Source organism: Nostoc sp., from assembly GCF_036916985.1.
In the GTDB taxonomy this organism is placed as follows: Bacteria; Cyanobacteriota; Cyanobacteriia; order Cyanobacteriales; family Nostocaceae; genus Nostoc.
Genome location: NZ_JBALFD010000013.1, coordinates 100,166 through 120,098, shown reverse-complemented (window position 1 = coordinate 120,098; position 19,933 = coordinate 100,166). Strand labels below are relative to the sequence as shown.

Genomic DNA, 19,933 nt, shown 5'->3' with positions numbered 1-19,933 from the left:
AGACTTGACCTACTTGGCTAGAGTGAATCTACGAACTGCTGTACTTTTTCTAGGAGTGGCTGATGTTCGATTTGCTCTGCTAACTCTTGGGCATTTTGGAAACACAATCGCGCCATTTTTTTGCGTCTGGTTGTGGCGTAAAGGTTTCCCATATTTAGCAAAGTCGAAATTTCTCCCAGAGCATCGCCCAGTTGTTGATAAATTGCAATGGCTTGTTTGTAAAACTTCATTGCCTGCCGATGTTGTGCCAAAGTAGTGTAAGTAAAACCAATGTTATGAAGGGTTGTGGCCTCACCAGAGCGATCGCTAATTGCCTGACGTGTCAAAAGAACTTGATAGTAGAGTAATAGAGCTTCTTTCGGTCTTCCTAAATCATGATAAACAGAAGCAATATTATTCAAAGTGGTTGCTTCTGCAAGCAAATTCTTCACAGCTCGTTGAATTGGGAGTGCTGCTTGAAAAAATTCTAGAGCTTGCTCAAACTTGCCTAAGACATTGTAGGCGAACCCAATGCCATTTAGGGTTGTTGCTTCACCAGAAAAGTCACCTAGCGATCGCCGCATCGTCAAAATTTGGTGTTGTAACAACAGTGCCCGCTTCGGTTCCCCCAGTCGGGTATAAATTAGTGCTACATCATTGAGCGTAGAAACTTCACTTTGAATATCTTGCAATCGCCTGAAGATGGAAAGCGCTCGATCAAAATATTCCAACGCCTGCGAAAATCGTCCTAGACGGCTGTAGGTAGAACCCAAATTGCTAAGTGCAGTTGCCTCTGCGGAAGCGTTGCTAATTTCAACAGCAACCGAAAGCGCCTGATGAAACCGCTCTAATGCCCTTTGAGGTTGCGAGCAACTGAGGTAAGCTAAACCGAGATCGTTCAATGTATAACCTTCCCTAGCTCGGTCTGGAATTGCTCTAGCTAAGTATAAATTCTCAGTTGCCAGATCGAGATACTCTTGAAATTTACCCCGCTGATAGTAGCGGTTTGCTTCATCACGACGTTGTTCCCACTCTTTGACTTGATTTAATGGTTGCGTCATCTGACCTCAGTTGCACTCTGCGATAATTAAGCAGGATATCTCTTGGGAATGAACCTCTCTTAGGTTTCCCAAATTTTAACCTTAATCTTCTATCTTTAGATATAAGACGTAAAGAGATAAGTATGGTATTATTTCAGATTTACATGAGTATTTATGAAGCAATTAATACAAAATACCCTAGTAGAGGCGCTTAACAATTCAAAATTCAGAATTAAAGAAATTTCAGACGTTCGCGTAGCGTCTCGTAGAGAAGAGAAGTGCCAAGCGATAAGTTAAGAGCGTTGTAGCAACTGACGCTCCTCCGTCGCTCATAGCGTTGCCATGCCGTTGGCGCAGCCTCTCGTAGAGAAGGCTTTACGCTAGCGCTAACGGGGGATTTAGCGAGAAACGCGGTCTTGGGATGCATCCCAAGTGGAGCGATTTCTCAAGACAAACCCCGACTGAAATGGGTGCTACATGTAGATTGCAGGTTCTTAAACCCTTTAATTTACGATAAAACAGGAGTCAGAATACAGAATGGGCTACGCCCCGCTGCGCTAACAGAATTCAGAAAACTCTACCCGTAAAGGGATAGAGTTTTCAGGCGAGAATATTTTAATTTTTTTCGCCCACCATTGGACTTGCTTTTAACCAATATTCATTACCCACTCGCACAGAATTCATACTGAATACTGAATTCTGACTGGAGGCGGAGCGTCTCCGGCTCCGCTCCTGAGTTCGGAATTCTTCTTATAAAATCTGACCTTTTTCCTGAAAGGAGAGAGGTTTTGAGGGGGCTGTTTCCTTGAGATTTCCGACTTATTTAAGATTTCAAAATGTAAAGAGAATCATCTGGCTGCCATTCTGTGCGTGAGATAGCGTAGTAAACTACATCATGACCGTAATAGCTAGCATCCTTTTCGTACTTCATCCCTAGCTTTTGAATCACACGCACTGAAGCAATGTTTTCTGGATGTGCGATCGCAACTATCCGATCAAGCTTCACTTCCCCAAATCCGAACTTTAAAGTTGCTTGTGAGGCTTCAGTCCCCATTCCCATATTCCAATAGGACTTGTCAAACACATAGCCAAGCTCAACTTCTGGAGTATTTTCCAGAAAACTAAGTCCACAACGGCCAATCATTTTACGAGTTTCTTTGTGTATTACTGCCCACATCCCAAAGTTTTGTTGTTGCCACTGTTGGATATGTTTATTTAAACTTGTCTGGGTTTGTTCCCTTGTTCTTGGCAACAGATACCTCATCACTTCTACATCGCTGTAGAGGCGAAATAGGTAATCAAAATCCTTTAGAGAGAAGTGCCTTAGTTGCAGCCGCGCAGTTTCTATCTCCATAATTGCCCCAATTCAGAATTAAATTTAGAAATTGTCAAGATAATTATCCGATCCTATTCTGAACGAGGCAGAGCAAAATACAAGCACTAACCAGAATTTTTTCAAATCTTCAGTTGTTGCCAAATATTCTAAAACTTAAGCAAGAGCTATTTGAAGTTTCTTCACTGCTTTTTGAATTAATCGATTACTTTTGGTAACAATGTTCGGCTGTTTTAGCTGTTGCGGTCTTTTTTCCGGTTCCTTAAGAAAACGATAGTATAAAAACTCATCTCTGTAACAAATCTTGACATCTTCGCCTTGAGATAAACGGACAAAATCAGTATAGGAATAGTTCATGTAGTGAATACGATGAATTGGTTTTAATTCATCTTGGTTGTAAAGAATATTATTAATATTTACAAATGGATCTGAATTAGCACAGTTACCTGTTCTTTCTTGACCGTTTGGACTGAGAGTAAAATTAAATAAGGCCAGATTTGATTTCCATGTCAAATAATTAAACAAATGTGCATCATCCCACCATGCAGTTAGCCATTCAATCTCTCCATCTTCAATTAATAATTTTTTATATAAATCTAAATCTTTTTCTGGAAATAACCCTGATTTAGAACCAAAAAAATCAGAGCAATGAAGTCTAGGACGTATGTCCTTTTCGTAAGCAATCTTGGACTTTTCTAAAAGTGGAATATTTAATGGTACTTCTGTACGTTCTTTAGTGTGTATCCAGTCATCAAATACAAAATTGTATGCGTTTAATTTTTCAAAAATATCATCAACTGGTTTCATGAGAAGGCTATCAGCATCACAAAATAGAAACCGATCAAAATGTCCGTTAAAAACACACATTTTTCTTTGTAAGTGACCTGATGACCACCAATTATGTGAGGTTTTAGAAGTTCTAGCACCTGGATGAACTGCCCAAACTTGGTGAGCAAAATTTTCCCAGTACTCTATTGCCTCCCAATTCTCAAAAATGCTGACGTTTTTTCTAGACTTTATTTCTTTTTGAACTAAGTCTAATCTCTCATTATAGGGAATAATACAAACTGGAATATCGGGGCTAACATTAACTTCAATGCTATTCAAAAATGCCACTAATTGATCGTAAACGGCATCATCTGCAAGTGTATAAATACCGAAAGATTCCATAAGATATATCCTAATTTTTATCGAACATAATTCAGGAGTCAGTCGTCATAATTTAGAATGAATTTTGACCAAAAAAGTGGATAGCGCAGCGTAAAGCCTTCTCTTTCAGAAATGCTAACGCGAACGGCATGGCAACGCTATGAGCGAGTCTGCGATCGCGCAGCGGTAGCGAGTATTTTCGAGTCGCGTCTGAATAACCGGATTGATTCTGACTCCTGACTTCTGAATTCTTCTTCAAATTTAGTTTATTTGCAATACTTCTTGCACATTCGTCTGCGATCGCAGCCTCGATCGCGCCAGGAAGTTGATAGATAAGAACTCAGCACAACTATTATAAATAGCGTTTTTGGGTAAGTCAATAAATTCAATTTCTGACGAAATTTTCTTAAAAGTGCCCAATTTGATAATTAATTTCATCATTATTACTTGATGCGTATTGATTAAAATTTATTCCAGGCGATCGCCTCGAAAAATCTTGAAAAGAATTCGTAATGATGCTCTCTATGTCCGCAGCGTGTCGCAGACAGACGATGCACGTAGAGGACTTCCAAATACAAAAATAATCAATCGCTTTGGGGAGACTTGGGAGAGATATTGCTACCTTGTCTACTTTGTCCCCCTGCTCCTATTGGATGCAAAAATTGAGTAATTTAATTTTTGGATGTCCCTAGCTTGCTTCTTGTAAGGGTACGCAGACTCGCTACCGTTGTGCTAACAGAATTGATCATGAGGCTCTCTAGGAGATGCTACGCGTAGAGTAAACAGTTATTAAGTTTTATAACGGTAATGAATCAAGACAAGAACCCAAAAATTGGCCACGACTCGACTGATCGCTTGCCAAATGTCTTGTTTGTTGCTCTTGAGCGACAAAATTGCTTAAGACAAATTGTTAGGCGTATTTTTTTGCAAACATTAATATTTTTTTGCAAACATTAATATAATGCTCTTACTATGAGCATCTACCAATCTCTGAAAAAATCCTACAGGCAAGACCGACGCCGTGAAAATGACTGGCGGTTGTTTTTGCGTCTAGTACCCTATGCCCGTCGTAGCGGCCGGTTATTGGCGCTGTCAATGTGCCTACTAGTACCGATCGCCCTAGCTAATGCCTTACAACCGTTCTTAATCGGCCAAGTAATCTCCCTGATTCGGCATGAACCAAGCGCTTACGAATTTTTTAGGAATCGTCCCTTCTCTCAAGGGTTAAATATCCTAGAGGGATCATTGGTGATTGCGATCGCCATCCAACTAATGTTGACAGGTGTCCAAGGTTATATAGTCCAAAAGCTAGGGCAGCAAATCACCGCAGCAATTCGCCAAGACTTATTCCAGCATGTGACATCTCTAGCAGTACGCTTTTTTGACCGCACACCCGTAGGTAAATTAATCACCAGAATCACCAGCGATGTGGAAGTATTGGGTGATGTCTTTTCTACTGGGGCAATTGGCATTGTGTCCAATTTGTTTTTAATGCTGGTAACTTTGAGTTTAATGTTTTCTATCCAGTGGCAACTCGCTTGCTTGCTGCTATTAATACTATTACCAATTAGCTGGTTAATTGTTTACATTCAGAAACAGTACCGCAAAGCCAATTACAAAGGACGGGAAGAACTTTCTATTCTGAATTCGCAGCTACAAGAAAATGTACTTGGCATTAACGTCGTCCAATTGTTTCGCAGAGAAAAATTTAATGCCGAATTGTTTCGTGCTACGAACAACAACTACACTCAGCAAGTGGATAAAACCATTTTTTATGATTCATTTGTTTCCGCAACCTTAGAGTGGATTGGATTAATTGCGATCGCAGGTGTTTTGTGCGTGGGTGGGTGGTTGTTATTGGGAAAAAGCTTGACTTTTGGAACATTATCTACATTTATCTTGTATGCCCAGCGATTATTTGACCCCTTACGGGATTTTGCCGAAAAATTTACAGTAATTCAAGCTGGTTTCACTGCCATTGAACGCGTCGGCGATATCTTAGATGAACCGATAGAAATCCGCGATCGCGCCAACGTTCGTTTCTCAATCTTTGATGCGAAATTTGGCTACATAGACGAAATCGTGGCAAATCTAGAATCCCCAGACCTAACTTCTCCCCCAGAACTAGGAGAAATTCATTTCGATCACGTCTGGTTTGCTTACAAAAATGATGATTACGTAATTAAAGATTTAGATTTCACCATTCGTCCTGGTGAAAAAATTGCATTAGTTGGCCCCACAGGTGCAGGTAAAACTTCGATTATCCGGCTTTTGTGCCGCCTCTACGAACCCACCAAAGGACGCATTCTCATCGATGGCGTAGATATTCGAGAAGTCCCACAGGCAGAACTGCGGCGCTACATGGCAGTAATTTTACAAGAAGGCTTTTTGTTTGCCGGCGATGTTAAAAGCAATATTTCTTTAGGAGATGGCTACACTATTGAACAGGTTCAACAAGCGGCAGAAGAAACCAACATTGCCCAGTTTATAGAAGAACTACCCCAAGGTTATGATACTCAACTTCGAGAACGGGGCACAAATATTTCTAGTGGTCAAAAGCAACTTTTAGCTTTTGCGCGGGCTGCCATTCGCAATCCCCAAATTTTGGTATTAGATGAAGCTACCGCTAGTTTAGATGTGGCTACAGAAGCTTCAGTTCAAGAGGCATTAAACCAGCTATTGCTCAGACGTACCGCCATTATTATCGCTCACCGCTTGTCTACAATTCGCAATGTAGACCGGATTTTTGTTCTCAAGCGGGGCGAATTAATCGAACAGGGAAGTCACGATCAACTACTGCAACAGGAAGGGCTTTACGCCACTTTACACAATTTGCAGATGTTGGGAAGTTAGCCGATAGATCGTTAAAACTCACATTTTTTCCAAAAATTACTTGATTTTGCGGAATATGTCACAGGGTTTGTGTTGACAATAAAGAAAAGCCTTGTTGTGAGGTAGTTAATGAAACTGGATTTACAGAAGTTTTACCAGGCTTGCAACCCTAGCAAGACTTTGGCTGTAGAAAATGCCGAGGATCGAAAGTACTATATTGATTTTTCTTCAGTGCGTGGTGGCAGGATCATTGAGGAGTTAAGAGAGAATATTACATTTTTCTCACCGGAAGTCCCTACCTGCGAATTATTTACAGGCCACATTGGCTGTGGTAAATCTACAGAATTGCTCAGACTGAAAGCAGAATTAGAGCAAGCAGACTTCCATGTGGTATATTTTGAGTCCAGTCAAGACCTGGAAATGGGTGATGTCGATATTAGTGATATTTTATTAAGCGTAGCTCGCCGAGTTAGTGAAAGTCTCGATAGCTTAGAAAAACTAGAAATTCCTGAACCCCAAGGTCTGAAGAAAATACTTCAAGGAGCCGCTAAACTGTTGATGACAGAAGTTGAAGTTGCTGCTGAAGCATCAATTCCTGGCATTGGTAAAGTTTCTGCGAGTACTGACGGCAAGTTTGCGGCTGAAGCGAAAATTCCAGGTCTTGGAGAACTGAAAGCAAATGAGAAAGAAGGGGTATCAGTGGTAGCGCTGGGCATTGGCAAGATTACAGCCAAAACCAAAAATAGCCCTGAACTTCGCAACAAGTTAAGAGAATATTTAGGGCCGCGCACCAAAGGCATTATAGATGTAATTAACGACGAATTAATCGAACCTGCCATAGTTAAACTGAAGCAATACGGCAAAAAAGGACTAGTGGTAATTGTCGATAATCTCGATCGCGTCGAGACTGCGAACAAGTCTTGGGGACGACCTCAGCCTGAATATCTATTTGTAGATCGGGGAGAACAATTAACTCAACTCAAGTGCCATGTGGTTTACACCATGCCTTTAGAGTTGATGTTTTCCAACGACTTGAGCAGGTTAACACAGCGATTTATGGTCTATCCAAAAGTGTTACCGATGGTGCCAGTGCAATTACGCGATGGCAGTGAATGCGCTGAAGGGATGGCACTATTGGCACAAATGATCCTAGCAAGAGCTTATCCTGATAATCAGCCAGAAGAACGCCTCGGCTGGATTACAGAGATTTTTGATACTCCAGAAACATTAGAAAGACTCTGCCGAATTAGTGGCGGCCATGTCCGCGAATTACTCAGACTGCTCAATGATTGGATCAAAAAGGAAAGAAAACTGCCTTTATCGCGTGCAGGGTTAGAAACTGTAATTAGAGCCTACTGCAATCAAATGACCTTAGCAATCACAGATGATGAGTGGAAATTGTTACGTCAAGTAAAACAGCGGAAATGGGTAAGCGGCGATGATGGATACCGAATTTTGGTACACAGTCGATTCGTCTATGAGTACCGAGACACTCAGGGGTCTTGGTTTGAAATTAATCCGATTTTGGCAGAAGCACCAGGGTTAAAGCTTTAAGTTAAGAGTTAAGAGTTAGAAGTTAGGAGTGAGGAGTTAAGAGTTATTACAGCGCTTCCGGCTATTATGCAATACAGTTTTCCTCGTGCCCCTCTTTGTATCACAGCTTTCAGCTTTGAAGATGTACCTCATAGCTGCCGGAAGTGCTGTATTCTCCTCCTGCTCCCACTCTCCCTATCTATAAGCGAGGTCTAGTCATGAGTGATCCACAGCCACTCGCAAGCAAAAACGAAAATTCTTTACAAGAATTAGCATGGGCGATCGCTACTTCTCAAGAAGAATTTTCCCTGATTTTGGCACTCTGTAATGGAGCTAGTTTGCGAAGGCGTTTGATGCAAAGTCTGCAAGCGTCGAGTGATTTGAATATTCGGGAGATAGTTTTAGATAAGTCGATTAAAAAATTTTTCCATACTATCCAAAATATACTCGGTTCTGAGCATCCCCAGGCGTTGGTAGTATCTGGTTTAGAATCCGTCAACAAGCTAGAACAAGTACTGAGTGGTGCGAATCAGGTCAGGGAAGAGTTTAGAAAAAACTTTCACTTCCCATTAGTGTTGTGGGTAACGGATGACGTGCTGCACAAACTTATGCGATTAGCACCAGATTTACACAGTTGGAGTACTATCGTTGAATTTGCGATCGCCACTGATGATTTAATTGATTTTATCCAGCAAACTGCTGATGAAGTCTTTGAAAAAGTTTTAGCGGCTGGTGCAGGCAGATATCTCGATAGTACAGCGCTAAATTTACAAGTTGGCTCTCCACGCCGAGTTGAATTGGAGTCAGCATGGCATGATTTACAAAATCGTCGTTTGAGCTTAAATCCAGAACTGGAAGCGAGTCTAGAGTTTATGCTAGGTCGGGCGAATTCTAGTTCACTGGAATTGTCAGGGCAATATTACGAGCGTAGTTTAGCTCTTTTTGTCAACGATTCTCCATCACCCAGTTTTTTAGAACGACGCGCCTGTTTACTTTACTCTCTAGGACTTTGGTGGCGTACCTATGCAGTGTTACATCACCCTGAACGCGATCGCGCTATTGGTTGTGCTAAAGATTATTTTCAGGAATGTATTGAGCTATTTGAGCAAGCTAATCGCCAAGATTTGGTAGCAAAATTTATCAATGCTTTAGGTTCTGTACTGCAAGATTTGCAAGAGTGGCAAGAGTTGGAGGCTGTTGCTAACAAAGCAATTGTGTTACATCAAACCTATCCCAATCAGTTTAAACTAGCTAGGGCTTATGGCTTTCTGGCTGAGGTGCTAATTGCTAAATCAGCTTGGAACGAGGCAAAGCAAACGGCAGAACAAGCGCTTTCTCTGCTCGATAGCGTGCAAATAGATACATCTGAGCCAGTCTCAGAGGAGATGAAAGCAGATTTAGATTGGGAAAGGTCGTATCATCGAGGTTGGTATTTGTTTGCGTTAGCGCGATCGCAATCTGCACTCAATCAACCAGAAGCAGCACTGCAAACCTTAGAAACTGCCAGAACAGAAACCAAAGCACAATACGATCCAGAGCTTTATATTCGCATTTTGGCAGAGTTACGAGCAAACTATTTTAAAAAAGGTAAATATCTAACTGCATTTCATCTTAAACAAGAACAGCGATCGCTTGAACAGCAATATGGTTTCCGTGCATTCATTGGTGCAGGTAGGTTACAAGCACAACAAACAGTAAATAACCCAGCTTTAGCATCCGTTGAACAACAAGAAACAGTAGCCACAGAAATCGCTGCTTCTGGAAGACAGCAAGATATTAATCGCCTCATTGAGCGCATGGGTCAACATGACCGCAAATTAACAATTATTCATGGGCAATCAGGTGTTGGTAAAAGTTCAATTTTACAGGCTGGATTAATCCCGGCATTGAAACAGAGATCCATTGGTGTTCGTGATGTTTTGCCTGTTTTACAGCAAGTTTATCCAGATTGGATTATAGAATTAGGCAACCGTTTACGAGATGCTATTTCTGACTTACCCCGAATTCCTTATGAAGGCAGAAGCTATGAATACTCTCCTCCCTTAAGAGAAGATACAGCAGGGGAAAAGTCTATTCTCAACCAATTAGAAAAACATGATGATTATAACCTGTTGACAGTTTTAATCTTCGATCAATTTGAAGAATTTTTCTTTATTTATAATGATCCAAGCAATAGACGAAAATTTTACGAATTTTTACGTGACTGTCTAGATATTCCTTATATAAAGGTTATCTTGTCCTTGCGCGAAGATTATCTACATTATTTATTAGAATGCAATAATCGGCTGGCAAATTTTGATGTTATTAGTAACAATATTTTAGATAAAGATATTCTCTATCATTTGGATAACTTTTCATTAGAAGACGCTAAATTAATTATTCAAAACTTAACTCAAAAAAGCCAGTCAGTTTTAGAAGCACCATTAATTGATGAATTGGTGAAGGATTTAGCTAGAGACTTAGGCGAAGTACGCCCCATTGAATTGCAAGTAGTAGGAGCGCAATTACAAACAGAAAAAATAACGAAGCTAGAACAGTATCAGCAACATGGCCCTAAAGAAAAATTTGTTGGGCGATTTTTAGAAGAAATTGTCCAAGACTGCGGTTCTGATAATGAACAGATAGCCAAACTAGTTTTATATTTACTCACAGATGAAAAGAATACCCGCCCTTTAAAAACTCGTGCTGATTTGGAATTAGAGTTAGATGTAAAAACTGAAAAACTCGACTTAATTTTAGAAATTTTAGTGAAATCAGGGTTAGTGCTAAGGGTACCAGCATCACCTGCTGACCGCTATCAACTAGTACATGATTATTTAGTGCCATTTGTACGCCAGCAACAATCAGCCAGATTAATTGCTGAGTTGGAAAAAGAGAGAGAACAACGAAAGCTAACAGAAGCGAAGTTGAATGAAGTTCTGCAACAACAACTTTTAGAGACACGTAGAGGCTTAGTCTGGAAAGTAGCATTAGGAGCGATCGTTGGGGGATTAACAATATTCTTGCCACTAGTGTTAATCAGTCAGAACAATGCCAATCTGTACTCTATGACTCAGGAGTCAAAAAGTCAACTTGACTCAAATAAAGATTTGGAAGCGCTTGTAGAATCTCTAAAAGCAGGTAAACGATTACAACAATGGTGGTCAATAGGAGCACAACCCGAAACCCAAATGAAACTGTTGACCACACTACAGGATGTAGTTTATGAAACAAGAGAGCGCAATAGTTTAGAAGGGTATAAAGATACTGTCACCTGTGTGAGTTTTAGCCATGATAGTCAGAGAGTGGTTACTGGCACTGAAGATGGGACACTAAAAATCTGGAGTCGGGACGGCAGAGAAATTTATAATTCTAAAGTTCATAACAAAAAGATTACCAGCGTCAGCTTCAGCCGTGATGATCAGATGATAGCTGCTGGCACTGTAGACGGGAAAGTACTACTTATAAGTTGGGATAGCAAAAAAATCACCAACTTTCAGGGGTACGACGAGGAAATTACCAGTATCAACTTCAGTCCCGATGGTCAAAAGTTGATATCTGCAAGTAAGGACAAAACTTTTAAACTTTGGAATCTTAAAGGTGAAGTAATCCAAACCTTTAAAGGACATAAGGAAAGTATTACTAGCGTCAGCTTCAGTCCTGATGGTCAGCTAATTGTTTCTGGTAGTGAAGACAACATGGTCAAACTTTGGACTTTGAATGGCAAAGCTATCAAAACATTAAATCAGGAAAATCCTGTTACTGAAGTCACCTTCAGCCCTGATGGTCAGACCATAGCTTCAACAGGAGGTGAATACACCTCTACGAAACTCTGGCGACGTAACGGTTCTTTGATCAAAACCCTTAGTTCGTCTGGTAGGAGTGTAAGTTTTAGTCTTGATAGCAAGAGTATTGCTTTAACTAGTTTTAGTGAAAGTGAAGTAAGCGTAGAAATCGACCAAATTGACGCTGAAAATATAGGAACGATCTTTGAACTCAAAGGTCATGGAAATAAAATCACCAGCGTCAGTGTTAGCCCCGACTTTCAAATGTTGGCTTCTGGAAGTGAAGACAGAACTGTGAAACTTTGGAGTTTAGAAAAGGACAAGGATTTCAAAAACCCTGATGAATCTGTGGTAAATAATGTGAGTTTCAGCCCTAACAGTCAGCTAATTGCTTCTGTGAGTGGCCAAGACAATGTACGACTGTGGGAGCAAGACGGTACTCTAAAAACAACCTTACCAGGGCATAATTCACAAGTTAGTTTTAGTCCAGATAGCCAGATGTTAGTTACAGCCAGTGAGGAGCATACAGTACAACTTTGGCGACGCAATGGCACTTTTATTAAAACTCTCTATGGTGATGTTGTACCGGGAAGCTTTAGCCCCGATGGACGAACTATTGCACTAGTTCAAGATGACAATAGAGTAGAACTCTCAACAAGTGACGGCAAACATATTGCTACGCTCAAAGGTGACAAAAACAGAGTTAATCAAATAACTTTTAGCCCAAATAGCGAGTTTTTTGCTACTTTTGATGAGAATAAAACTATAAAAGTTTGGCAAAGAAATGGGAAAAACATTACTATTATTAAGGATAATAACTCTGATAATATAGGTTTCAGTAATGATGGCGAAATTTTAGCTATTCAAAATGGAAAAAATCTGAGATTTTGGCAACGAAAGAGTAAAATAATTAAGTCTATTAATAATTTAGAAGGTTTAGCTAGTTTTAGTCCTGATGGAGAATTAATAGCCATTTTTAGACGTGATACACATGATAATAACCTGAAAATAAAGTTAGAATTATGGCGAATTGATGGTACTTTACTGACAACGATTTCAGAAATAGATTATAGCTACAACTACTTCTCACCCTTCCGCTACAGCTCTTATTTCACAAAAGATAGTCAGGTTCTAGTTAATCGAAATTATCAACAAGTGAATTTCTGGAGACGGGATGGGTATTTGCTCTCAAAAATTGATAAACCTGTAAAGAGTTTCAGCCCAGATTTACAAACTTTAGCCACAATTGAAGAAAAGAATAATGTCAAACTATGGAAAAGTAATGGTACATTCCTCAAAAATATTCAAGTTAAAACTAAAAAAGCAGAGATTAAATCTGTGAATTTTAATCATGATGGTCAAACTTTAGTGATACAAACTAATAAAAATACAGTAGAAATTTGGCGTCAGGATGGTACTTGGCTCAAAACTATCACAGGTCTAAATGATAGTAATACTAAGCGCTTGGCTACTGAGAAAATTGAAAACAAGGATGATGATGAGGATGATAAATTGCCAATGAGCTTCAGCGATAAAAATCTAGCTATCCGTACGCAAGAGAATAAGGTTCAATTATGGAAAATTGATGGTAAGACAAGTAGAGATATATCCCGAATTAAAACTATCAATAACCAAGGTAATTGGGTCAAAGAAGTGAACTTTATTAATAACACTGATACAATAGCAATTGTTAGTGGTATAGATGTAGTAAAAATCTGGCAGATTCCTATTGGAATAGGTAAGGAAGTGCAGTTGTTACAGTCTCTTAAAGGACATACTAATCAGATTACAAGCCTCAGCATTAGCCCTGATGGTCAATTCATAGCTTCAGCTAGTAAAGATAACACTGTAAAACTTTGGCAGCGTGACGGTAAGCTTCTCAAAACATTCACAGGGCACAAAGACAATGTTAACAGCATCAGTTTTAGTCCAGATAGTCAACTTATTGCTTCAGCTAGTGATGACAAAACCGTTAAAGTATGGCAACTTGATGGTAAAATGTTTATGTCTTTTGACAAGCATGAGAATGGTGTCAACAGTGTCAATTTTAGTCCCGATGGCAAAATGATTGCCTCAGCTAGTAAAGACCGAACCGTGAGAGTTTGGAATTTAGAAGGCAAGGAAAGAAAAAATTTAAATACTGAAGAGCCTGTCAATAAAGTCAGTTTCCGCCCTGATGGTCAGATGATAGCATCTGCTAGTTATAAGACTGTTAAACTATCGAGCATTGATGGTACTTTGCTAGCAACCTTTAGCGATCGCTTTGGTCAGAATGATGTTAGTTTTAGTCCAGATGGTAAAACTATTGCTGCTCCTTTTGGCAATGGAATTTCAGTTTGGAATTTTAACCTCAAGGAACTGCTCAAACGCGGTTGCAACGAGGCGCATGATTATCTGAAGAATAACCCAAAAGCAGAGAGCGATCGCTATCTGTGTGACGACATCTACAAAAGAAAGTGAAAGACTGTTATTCCTAATCTATTTCTGGTGGAGTGCGATCGCTATCTCTGTGACGACATCTACAAAAAAAAGTGAAAGACTCTTATTCCTAACCTATTTCTGAAGTGCGATCGCTATCTGTGTGACGACATCTACACAAGAAAGTGAAAGACTGTTATTCCTAACCTATTTCTAGAGTGCGATCGCTCTCTCTGTGACGATATCTACAAAAAAAGTGAAAGACTGTTATTCCTAACCTATTTCTGAAGTGCGATCGCTATCTCTGTGACGACATCTACAAAAAAAGTGAAAGACTGTTATTCCTAACCTATTTCTGGAGTGCGATCGCTAGTTTGCAACTAGACCATATACTAATAAAAAATTCCCACCCAGACAAATGCCTGAGTGGGTAATATGAGGTGGGACAAAACAATCTTCCCAAAAGAAGTCAGGGAATTATTTGCTCTCTGTAAAATCAGCGTCAATCACATCATCGCCGCTACCAGAGCTAGATGTAGAACCGCTATCTTGAGGTTCCGCACCTGGCGCAGCACCGCCACCAGCTTGCTGATAGATATTGCTACCAACAGCGAATAGCGCTTGTTGCAATTCTGGGGTCAGCTTCTTGATTTGCTCATCGTCTTCTTTAGCAACTGCTTCCCGCAGTTCTTTCACTAAACCTTCGACTTTAGTTTTGTCAGCATCGGGAACTTTATCGCCCAATTCTTGTAACTGCTTTTCAGCTTGGTATGCCAAAGAATCGGCTTGGTTCTTGCGTTCAATCTTCTCACGCCGCTCTTTGTCAGATGAAGCATTTTGTTCAGCTTCTCTTACCATCCGGTCAACATCATTTTTGTCCAGTGTGGAAGCGCCGGTGATGCTGATGGACTGTTCTTTACCAGTGCCTTTGTCCTTAGCGGTGACGTTAAGAATACCGTTGGCGTCAATATCAAACACTACTTCAATCTGAGGGACGCCGCGTGGTGCAGGAGGAATACCATCGAGGCGGAAGGTTCCCAAGCTCTTGTTATCGTTAGAGAATTCGCGTTCACCTTGGAGGACGTGAATTTCTACGTTGGTTTGACCATCCACAGCAGTGGAGAAGACTTCCGATTTCTTGGTGGGAATTGTGGTGTTGCGGGGGATAATTTTGGTCATCACGCCACCCAATGTTTCCACACCCAAAGATAGGGGTGTCACATCTAATAGCAAAATGCCAGTTACATCACCAGCCAGTACCCCGGCTTGAATGGCTGCACCAACCGCTACTACTTCATCAGGGTTAACGCTTTGGTTGGGTTCTTTACCCAATACCTGCTTCACAATCTGGTGGACTGCGGGAATCCGGGTAGAACCACCAACTAACACGACTTCATCAATATCGCCTTTGGTTAACTTGGCATCCCGGAGAGCATTTTCCACAGGAATGCGGCAACGGTCGATTAAGTCAGAGCAAAGTTCTTCAAACTGAGCGCGAGTCAGGGTTGTATCCAGGTGCTTGGGCCCATCCTGGGTAGCAGTGATAAATGGCAAGTTAATTTCTGCTTGAGTGACGCTAGAAAGCTCAATTTTGGCTTTTTCTGCGGCTTCAGTCAGACGTTGTAAAGCTTGTTTATCTTTGCGTAGATCAATACCTTCGGCTTTTTTGAACTTCTCAGCTAAGAAGTCAACTATTTTTTTATCAAAGTCATCACCACCAAGGTGAGTATCACCAGATGTGGCTAGTACTTCAAATACTCCATCTCCTACTTCCAGCACGGATACGTCGAAAGTACCACCACCAAGGTCAAATACGAGGATGGTTTCGTTACTCTTCTTGTCAAATCCATAAGCCAGAGAAGCGGCTGTCGGTTCGTTGATAATCCGCAGAACTTCAATCCCGGCAATTTTACCAGCGTCTTTTGTCGCTTGTCGCTGGGAGTCGTTGAAGTATGCGGGAACGGTGATTACAGCTTGGGTTACGGTTTCACCCAGGTATTTGCTGGCATCTTCAACTAGTTTGCGAAGAACTTTTGCAGAAATTTCTTCAGGAGCAAACGGTTTACCAGCTATCGGACAATCTAATTTAACATTGCCGTTGCTGCTGAGGACTTTGTAAGAAACTTCCGTAGCTTCGTTACTCACTTCATCGTAGCGGCGTCCGATAAAGCGTTTGACTGAGTAAAACGTATTTTCGGGGTTCATCACCGCTTGACGTTTGGCGATTTGGCCAACCAAGTTGTCGCCATTTTTTGCAAATGCAACTACTGATGGCGTTGTCCGAAAACCTTCAGCATTAGCAATTACTGTGGGTTTACCACCTTCCATCACTGCCACGCAGGAGTTCGTTGTTCCTAAGTCAATTCCAACTACTTTTGCCATTTTAGGTGCTGGCTCCGTATAACTACAAATGAATGAATGAGAATATAAAGGACTAAATTTTGAACCAACAGGGTCAATAAATCAGCCAGTTCAGCATGAATACCTTTGTTTTGGCTCTTCTGGGGTAAAAACTCCAGATTATGCTGATATATATACTGAAGCTTAGTGGTAGCCAGTCCATGAAGGGTGGTTTCCCGAACCTTGCTTGGGACGGTTAAACTAACTAAATTGTGTTTTTAGTTGGTTCATGGATTAATTTGCCTTCACTCTGTCTAATGTAGAAGAATTAATACTTTCAGCAATTAGGGTGAACCGTAACGTCTGAGTGGTGTTTGCCGTCTTTAGAGGTAACAAACTACAGAAGCACTGAGAATATAAGGATGAAAAAGTGCGTATGTGTAGCTCAACCCAAGCATCGTTTCCATAATTCACCATAAAACAGAGGCGCAAAATTACTCTTTGCGCCTCTATTTTGGAAAGTTCTGTTTACTCTTGGCGTTAGCAAAAACAGACGCTTGCAAAATTACTAATTCTGTGCTGTGGCATAAAGCCGACGCCCAGACTTTTCGTTGCGTTTCTGTGTGGATATTCCCTACTTATACCATTTCAGAGGAAGCCTGTACCAGTGATTGAGGCTGAGGCTGGAACATAAACAACGAGTACACCACATCTCGGCGAATGTTAACCATCATATCCAAGAACAATTCATACCCCTCGCTCTTGTACTCAATCAATGGGTCTTTTTGTCCATAACCACGTAATCCCACCGATTCGCGCAAGGCATCCATTTGTTGCAGGTGTTCCCGCCACAGGGTATCAATGCGTTGCAAGATAAAGAAGCGTTCCGCTTGGCGCATCAGTCCGGGTTGAACTTGGTCAATCTGCGCTTCTTTGAGGTCGTAAGCAATTCGCACCTGTTCGTGGAGGAAGGCTTTAATCTCGCTGACGGTGATATCTTCTAATTGACTAGCTTGTAAATCTGCTAGCAGATAGACGAATTCTTTGACTTTCTCAACCAACTTTTCTAATTCCCACTCTTCCGAGGGCAAGTCTATGTTGATGTAAAAGTCAACGATGTCATCCATCGTTTTTTCAGCGTATTTAATCACCTGTTCTTTCAAATCTTGACCTTCTAGCACTCGGCGGCGTTCAGCATAAATAGCACGACGTTGATTATTCATCACCTCGTCATACTCAAACACCTGCTTCCGAATGTCGTAGTAGTAGGTTTCAACTTTTTTCTGTGCGCCTTCTAAACTGCGGGTAAGCATCCCAGATTCGATGGGCATATCTTCTTCCACTTGGAAGGCATTCATTAATCCAGCAACGCGATCGCCACCAAAAATCCGCAGTAGGTTATCCTCTAAACTGAGGAAGAATCTTGTGGTTCCGGGGTCGCCTTGTCGTCCTGCACGTCCGCGCAACTGGTTGTCAATCCGCCGCGATTCGTGGCGTTCTGTACCAATTACGTGCAAACCGCCAATTTCTACGACCTCATTATGTTCGCGGGTCGTAAATTGTTCATACTCCCGCTTAACCTGGTTGTAGGCTTCCCGCAATTTCTGAATTACTGGGTCATCGATGGGAGCTTTTTCTGCGGCTACAGCTACCTTGTCTTCAGCTTCCAGTTCGGGTAAGCTACGTTCGCCATACTCACGCACTGCAATTTCTACTGCGTCTTTGAGTAGTTTTTCGGTTTCTTTGGTTAACTGGGTAGGGAAAATTTCTGGCGAAGCCCGCCAAGTTTTGACTTTTTTACCAGGGACAAAGCCTTGACCACCGCCGTGTCCTGTGGGTAATCCGGCTGGTCTTTGCACACCAAAGCTATCTTCATCTTCTGGCTGGACAATCCGGGGCATGAAGTATTCCCGCAGTTTCAGGCGCGCCATATATTCGGAGTTACCACCCAAAATTATGTCTGTACCTCTACCAGCCATGTTAGTAGCAATGGTAACAGCACCCTTCCGTCCGGCTTGGGCGATGATTTCCGCCTCACGTTCGACGTTTTCGGGACGGGCGTTAAGTAATTCGTGAGGAATCTTCAAATCCTTCAATAGGCGACTGAGAAGTTCGGATTTTTCTACACTAGTGGTTCCTACTAATACAGGTCTGCCGAGTTCGTGCATTTCGGCACATTCTCTGGCGATCGCACCCCACTTGCCTGGTTCTGTTTTAAAGACCATATCAGACAAGTCTTCACGGCGGCGATCGCGGTTGGTGGGAATTACCGCAACTTCGAGTTTGTAAATTTTTTCAAATTCTGGTTCTTCGGTTTTTGCCGTTCCTGTCATCCCACCGAGTTTGGGATACAGCAAGAACATATTTTGATACGTAATTGTCGCTAGAGTTTGAGTTTCTGGCTGAATTTCTACGTGTTCTTTAGCTTCAATTGCCTGGTGTAATCCATCACTCCAACGCCTTCCAGCTAGCACGCGACCGGTAAATTCATCCACAATTACGACTTCACCATTGCGGACGATGTAATTTACATCCTTGAGGAAAAGTTCTTTGGCTTTAATTGCATTGAAAACAAAGTGCGCCCAAGGATCTTCTGGGTCAAATAAATCTGTGACTCCTAAAAGATTTTCCGATTCAGCAAACCCTTCATCTGTCAATAGAACGTTACGAGCTTTTTCATCTACATCGTAATGTTCGTCTTTTTTAAGTGTGAATGCTATTTCAGCAGCTTGTAGATACTTTTCTGTAGGTCTTTCCACTTGCCCAGAAATAATCAGTGGTGTCCGCGCCTCATCAACTAAAATTGAGTCCACCTCGTCAATTACGCAATAATTAAACGGGCGTTGCACCACATCTGCCATTGATGTCGCCATGTTATCCCGCAGGTAGTCGAAGCCGACCTCGCTATTGGTAACATAAGTGATATCGCAGTCGTAGTTTTTCTGGCGTTCACTGGGAGTCATGCTTGCCTGAATTAGCCCTACACTCAGCCCCAAGAACCGATGCACCTGTCCCATCCATTCAGCGTCCCGACGAGCCAGGTAATCGTTCACGGTGATGACGTGTACACCTTTACCAGTGAGGGCATTTAAATAACTTGGCAAGGTGGCAACTAGTGTTTTACCCTCGCCGGTTTTCATTTCGGCAATTTGCCCTACATGCAGAATGATCCCGCCAAGGAGTTGGACATCAAAGTGCCGCAAGCCTAAGACTCGCCGTCCTGATTCCCGAACAACGGCGTAAGCCTCTGGCAATATGTCATCCAAGGTTTCGCCTTTGGCGAGTCGTTGTTTAAATTCAACGGTTTTACCTTTTAATTCATTATCAGAAAGAGCCTTAATTTCTTCCTCTAAAAGGTTAATTTCAGTAACAGAAGGTTGGTATTTTTTAAGCTTACGAGCGTTGGGGTCGCCCAACAAAAGTTTTAGCATGGCAGGTTATAGAACTGAATCAAGGGGATGGGAATTACAGGGTCGGCATTGATTATAAACATTTAACCCAGCCTAACCGTCTTGGTTGTGGATGGGTTTGAAAGGAGAATTACC

The 19,933-nt window shown here is 41.5% G+C and carries 9 protein-coding genes; 3 read left to right on the top strand and 6 right to left on the bottom strand.

The genetic code is table 11. The annotated features are described in order from the left end of the window. Positions 1–17: 17 nt before the first annotated feature. The 4 genes from V7L07_RS03480 to V7L07_RS03465 all read right to left on the bottom strand — a co-directional run bounded on the left by V7L07_RS03480 (position 18) and on the right by V7L07_RS03465 (position 3,942). Positions 18–1,040: a tetratricopeptide repeat protein gene (locus tag V7L07_RS03480; protein WP_335055092.1), complete on the bottom strand. Its 1,023-nt coding sequence runs from the start codon at positions 1,038–1,040 to the stop codon at positions 18–20. A gap of 802 nt (positions 1,041–1,842) precedes the next feature. Beyond that, entirely contained in the window at positions 1,843–2,373 is a 531-nt protein-coding gene (locus V7L07_RS03475) for a GNAT family N-acetyltransferase (RefSeq protein WP_335055090.1), read from the bottom strand. 135 nt (positions 2,374–2,508) lie between these two features. Further along, positions 2,509–3,522: an Npun_R2821/Npun_R2822 family protein gene (locus V7L07_RS03470; protein ID WP_335055088.1), complete on the bottom strand. Its 1,014-nt coding sequence runs from the start codon at positions 3,520–3,522 to the stop codon at positions 2,509–2,511. Positions 3,523–3,762: 240 nt separating this feature from the next. Further along, positions 3,763–3,942: a hypothetical protein gene (locus V7L07_RS03465; RefSeq protein WP_335055086.1), complete on the bottom strand. Its 180-nt coding sequence runs from the start codon at positions 3,940–3,942 to the stop codon at positions 3,763–3,765. Between the two features lie 531 nt (positions 3,943–4,473). Here V7L07_RS03465 and V7L07_RS03460 point away from each other — a divergent pair. The 3 genes from V7L07_RS03460 to V7L07_RS03450 all read left to right on the top strand — a co-directional run bounded on the left by V7L07_RS03460 (position 4,474) and on the right by V7L07_RS03450 (position 14,090). Then, the gene (locus V7L07_RS03460; RefSeq protein WP_335055084.1) at positions 4,474–6,354 is read left to right on the top strand and encodes an ABC transporter ATP-binding protein; all 1,881 of its coding nucleotides are present in this window, start codon (positions 4,474–4,476) and stop codon (positions 6,352–6,354) included. A gap of 108 nt (positions 6,355–6,462) precedes the next feature. Further along, positions 6,463–7,887, top strand: coding sequence for an ATP-binding protein (locus V7L07_RS03455; RefSeq protein ID WP_335055082.1), 1,425 nt, complete (start codon positions 6,463–6,465; stop codon positions 7,885–7,887). Positions 7,888–8,084: 197 nt separating this feature from the next. Then, positions 8,085–14,090 (top strand): nSTAND1 domain-containing NTPase, encoded by a 6,006-nt coding sequence (locus V7L07_RS03450; protein WP_335055079.1) that lies wholly within the window; start codon positions 8,085–8,087, stop codon positions 14,088–14,090. A 435-nt stretch (positions 14,091–14,525) separates the two neighbouring features. On the opposite strand, the gene dnaK is transcribed toward V7L07_RS03450, so the two are convergent. Both dnaK and secA read right to left on the bottom strand, forming a co-directional pair. Beyond that, entirely contained in the window at positions 14,526–16,430 is a 1,905-nt protein-coding gene (gene dnaK, locus V7L07_RS03445; RefSeq protein ID WP_334706699.1) for a molecular chaperone DnaK, read from the bottom strand. A 596-nt stretch (positions 16,431–17,026) separates the two neighbouring features. Next, positions 17,027–19,819 carry a preprotein translocase subunit SecA gene (gene secA / locus V7L07_RS03440; protein WP_335055077.1) on the bottom strand — a complete coding sequence of 931 codons (2,793 nt, stop codon included), beginning with the start codon at positions 19,817–19,819 and terminating at the stop codon, positions 17,027–17,029. Positions 19,820–19,933 lie beyond the last annotated feature (114 nt).

What these genes read in the sequence shown, in the direction of transcription:
- V7L07_RS03480 (WP_335055092.1), bottom strand. Translation starts at nt 1,040, where the DNA reads ATGACGCAACCATTAAATCAAGTCAAAGAGTGGGAACAACGTCGTGAT.
- V7L07_RS03475 (WP_335055090.1), bottom strand. Translation starts at nt 2,373, where the DNA reads ATGGAGATAGAAACTGCGCGGCTGCAACTAAGGCACTTCTCTCTAAAG.
- V7L07_RS03470 (WP_335055088.1), bottom strand. Translation starts at nt 3,522, where the DNA reads ATGGAATCTTTCGGTATTTATACACTTGCAGATGATGCCGTTTACGAT.
- V7L07_RS03465 (WP_335055086.1), bottom strand. Translation starts at nt 3,942, where the DNA reads ATGATGAAATTAATTATCAAATTGGGCACTTTTAAGAAAATTTCGTCA.
- V7L07_RS03460 (WP_335055084.1), top strand. Translation starts at nt 4,474, where the DNA reads ATGAGCATCTACCAATCTCTGAAAAAATCCTACAGGCAAGACCGACGC.
- V7L07_RS03455 (WP_335055082.1), top strand. Translation starts at nt 6,463, where the DNA reads ATGAAACTGGATTTACAGAAGTTTTACCAGGCTTGCAACCCTAGCAAG.
- V7L07_RS03450 (WP_335055079.1), top strand. Translation starts at nt 8,085, where the DNA reads ATGAGTGATCCACAGCCACTCGCAAGCAAAAACGAAAATTCTTTACAA.
- dnaK (WP_334706699.1), bottom strand. Translation starts at nt 16,430, where the DNA reads ATGGCAAAAGTAGTTGGAATTGACTTAGGAACAACGAACTCCTGCGTG.
- secA (WP_335055077.1), bottom strand. Translation starts at nt 19,819, where the DNA reads ATGCTAAAACTTTTGTTGGGCGACCCCAACGCTCGTAAGCTTAAAAAA.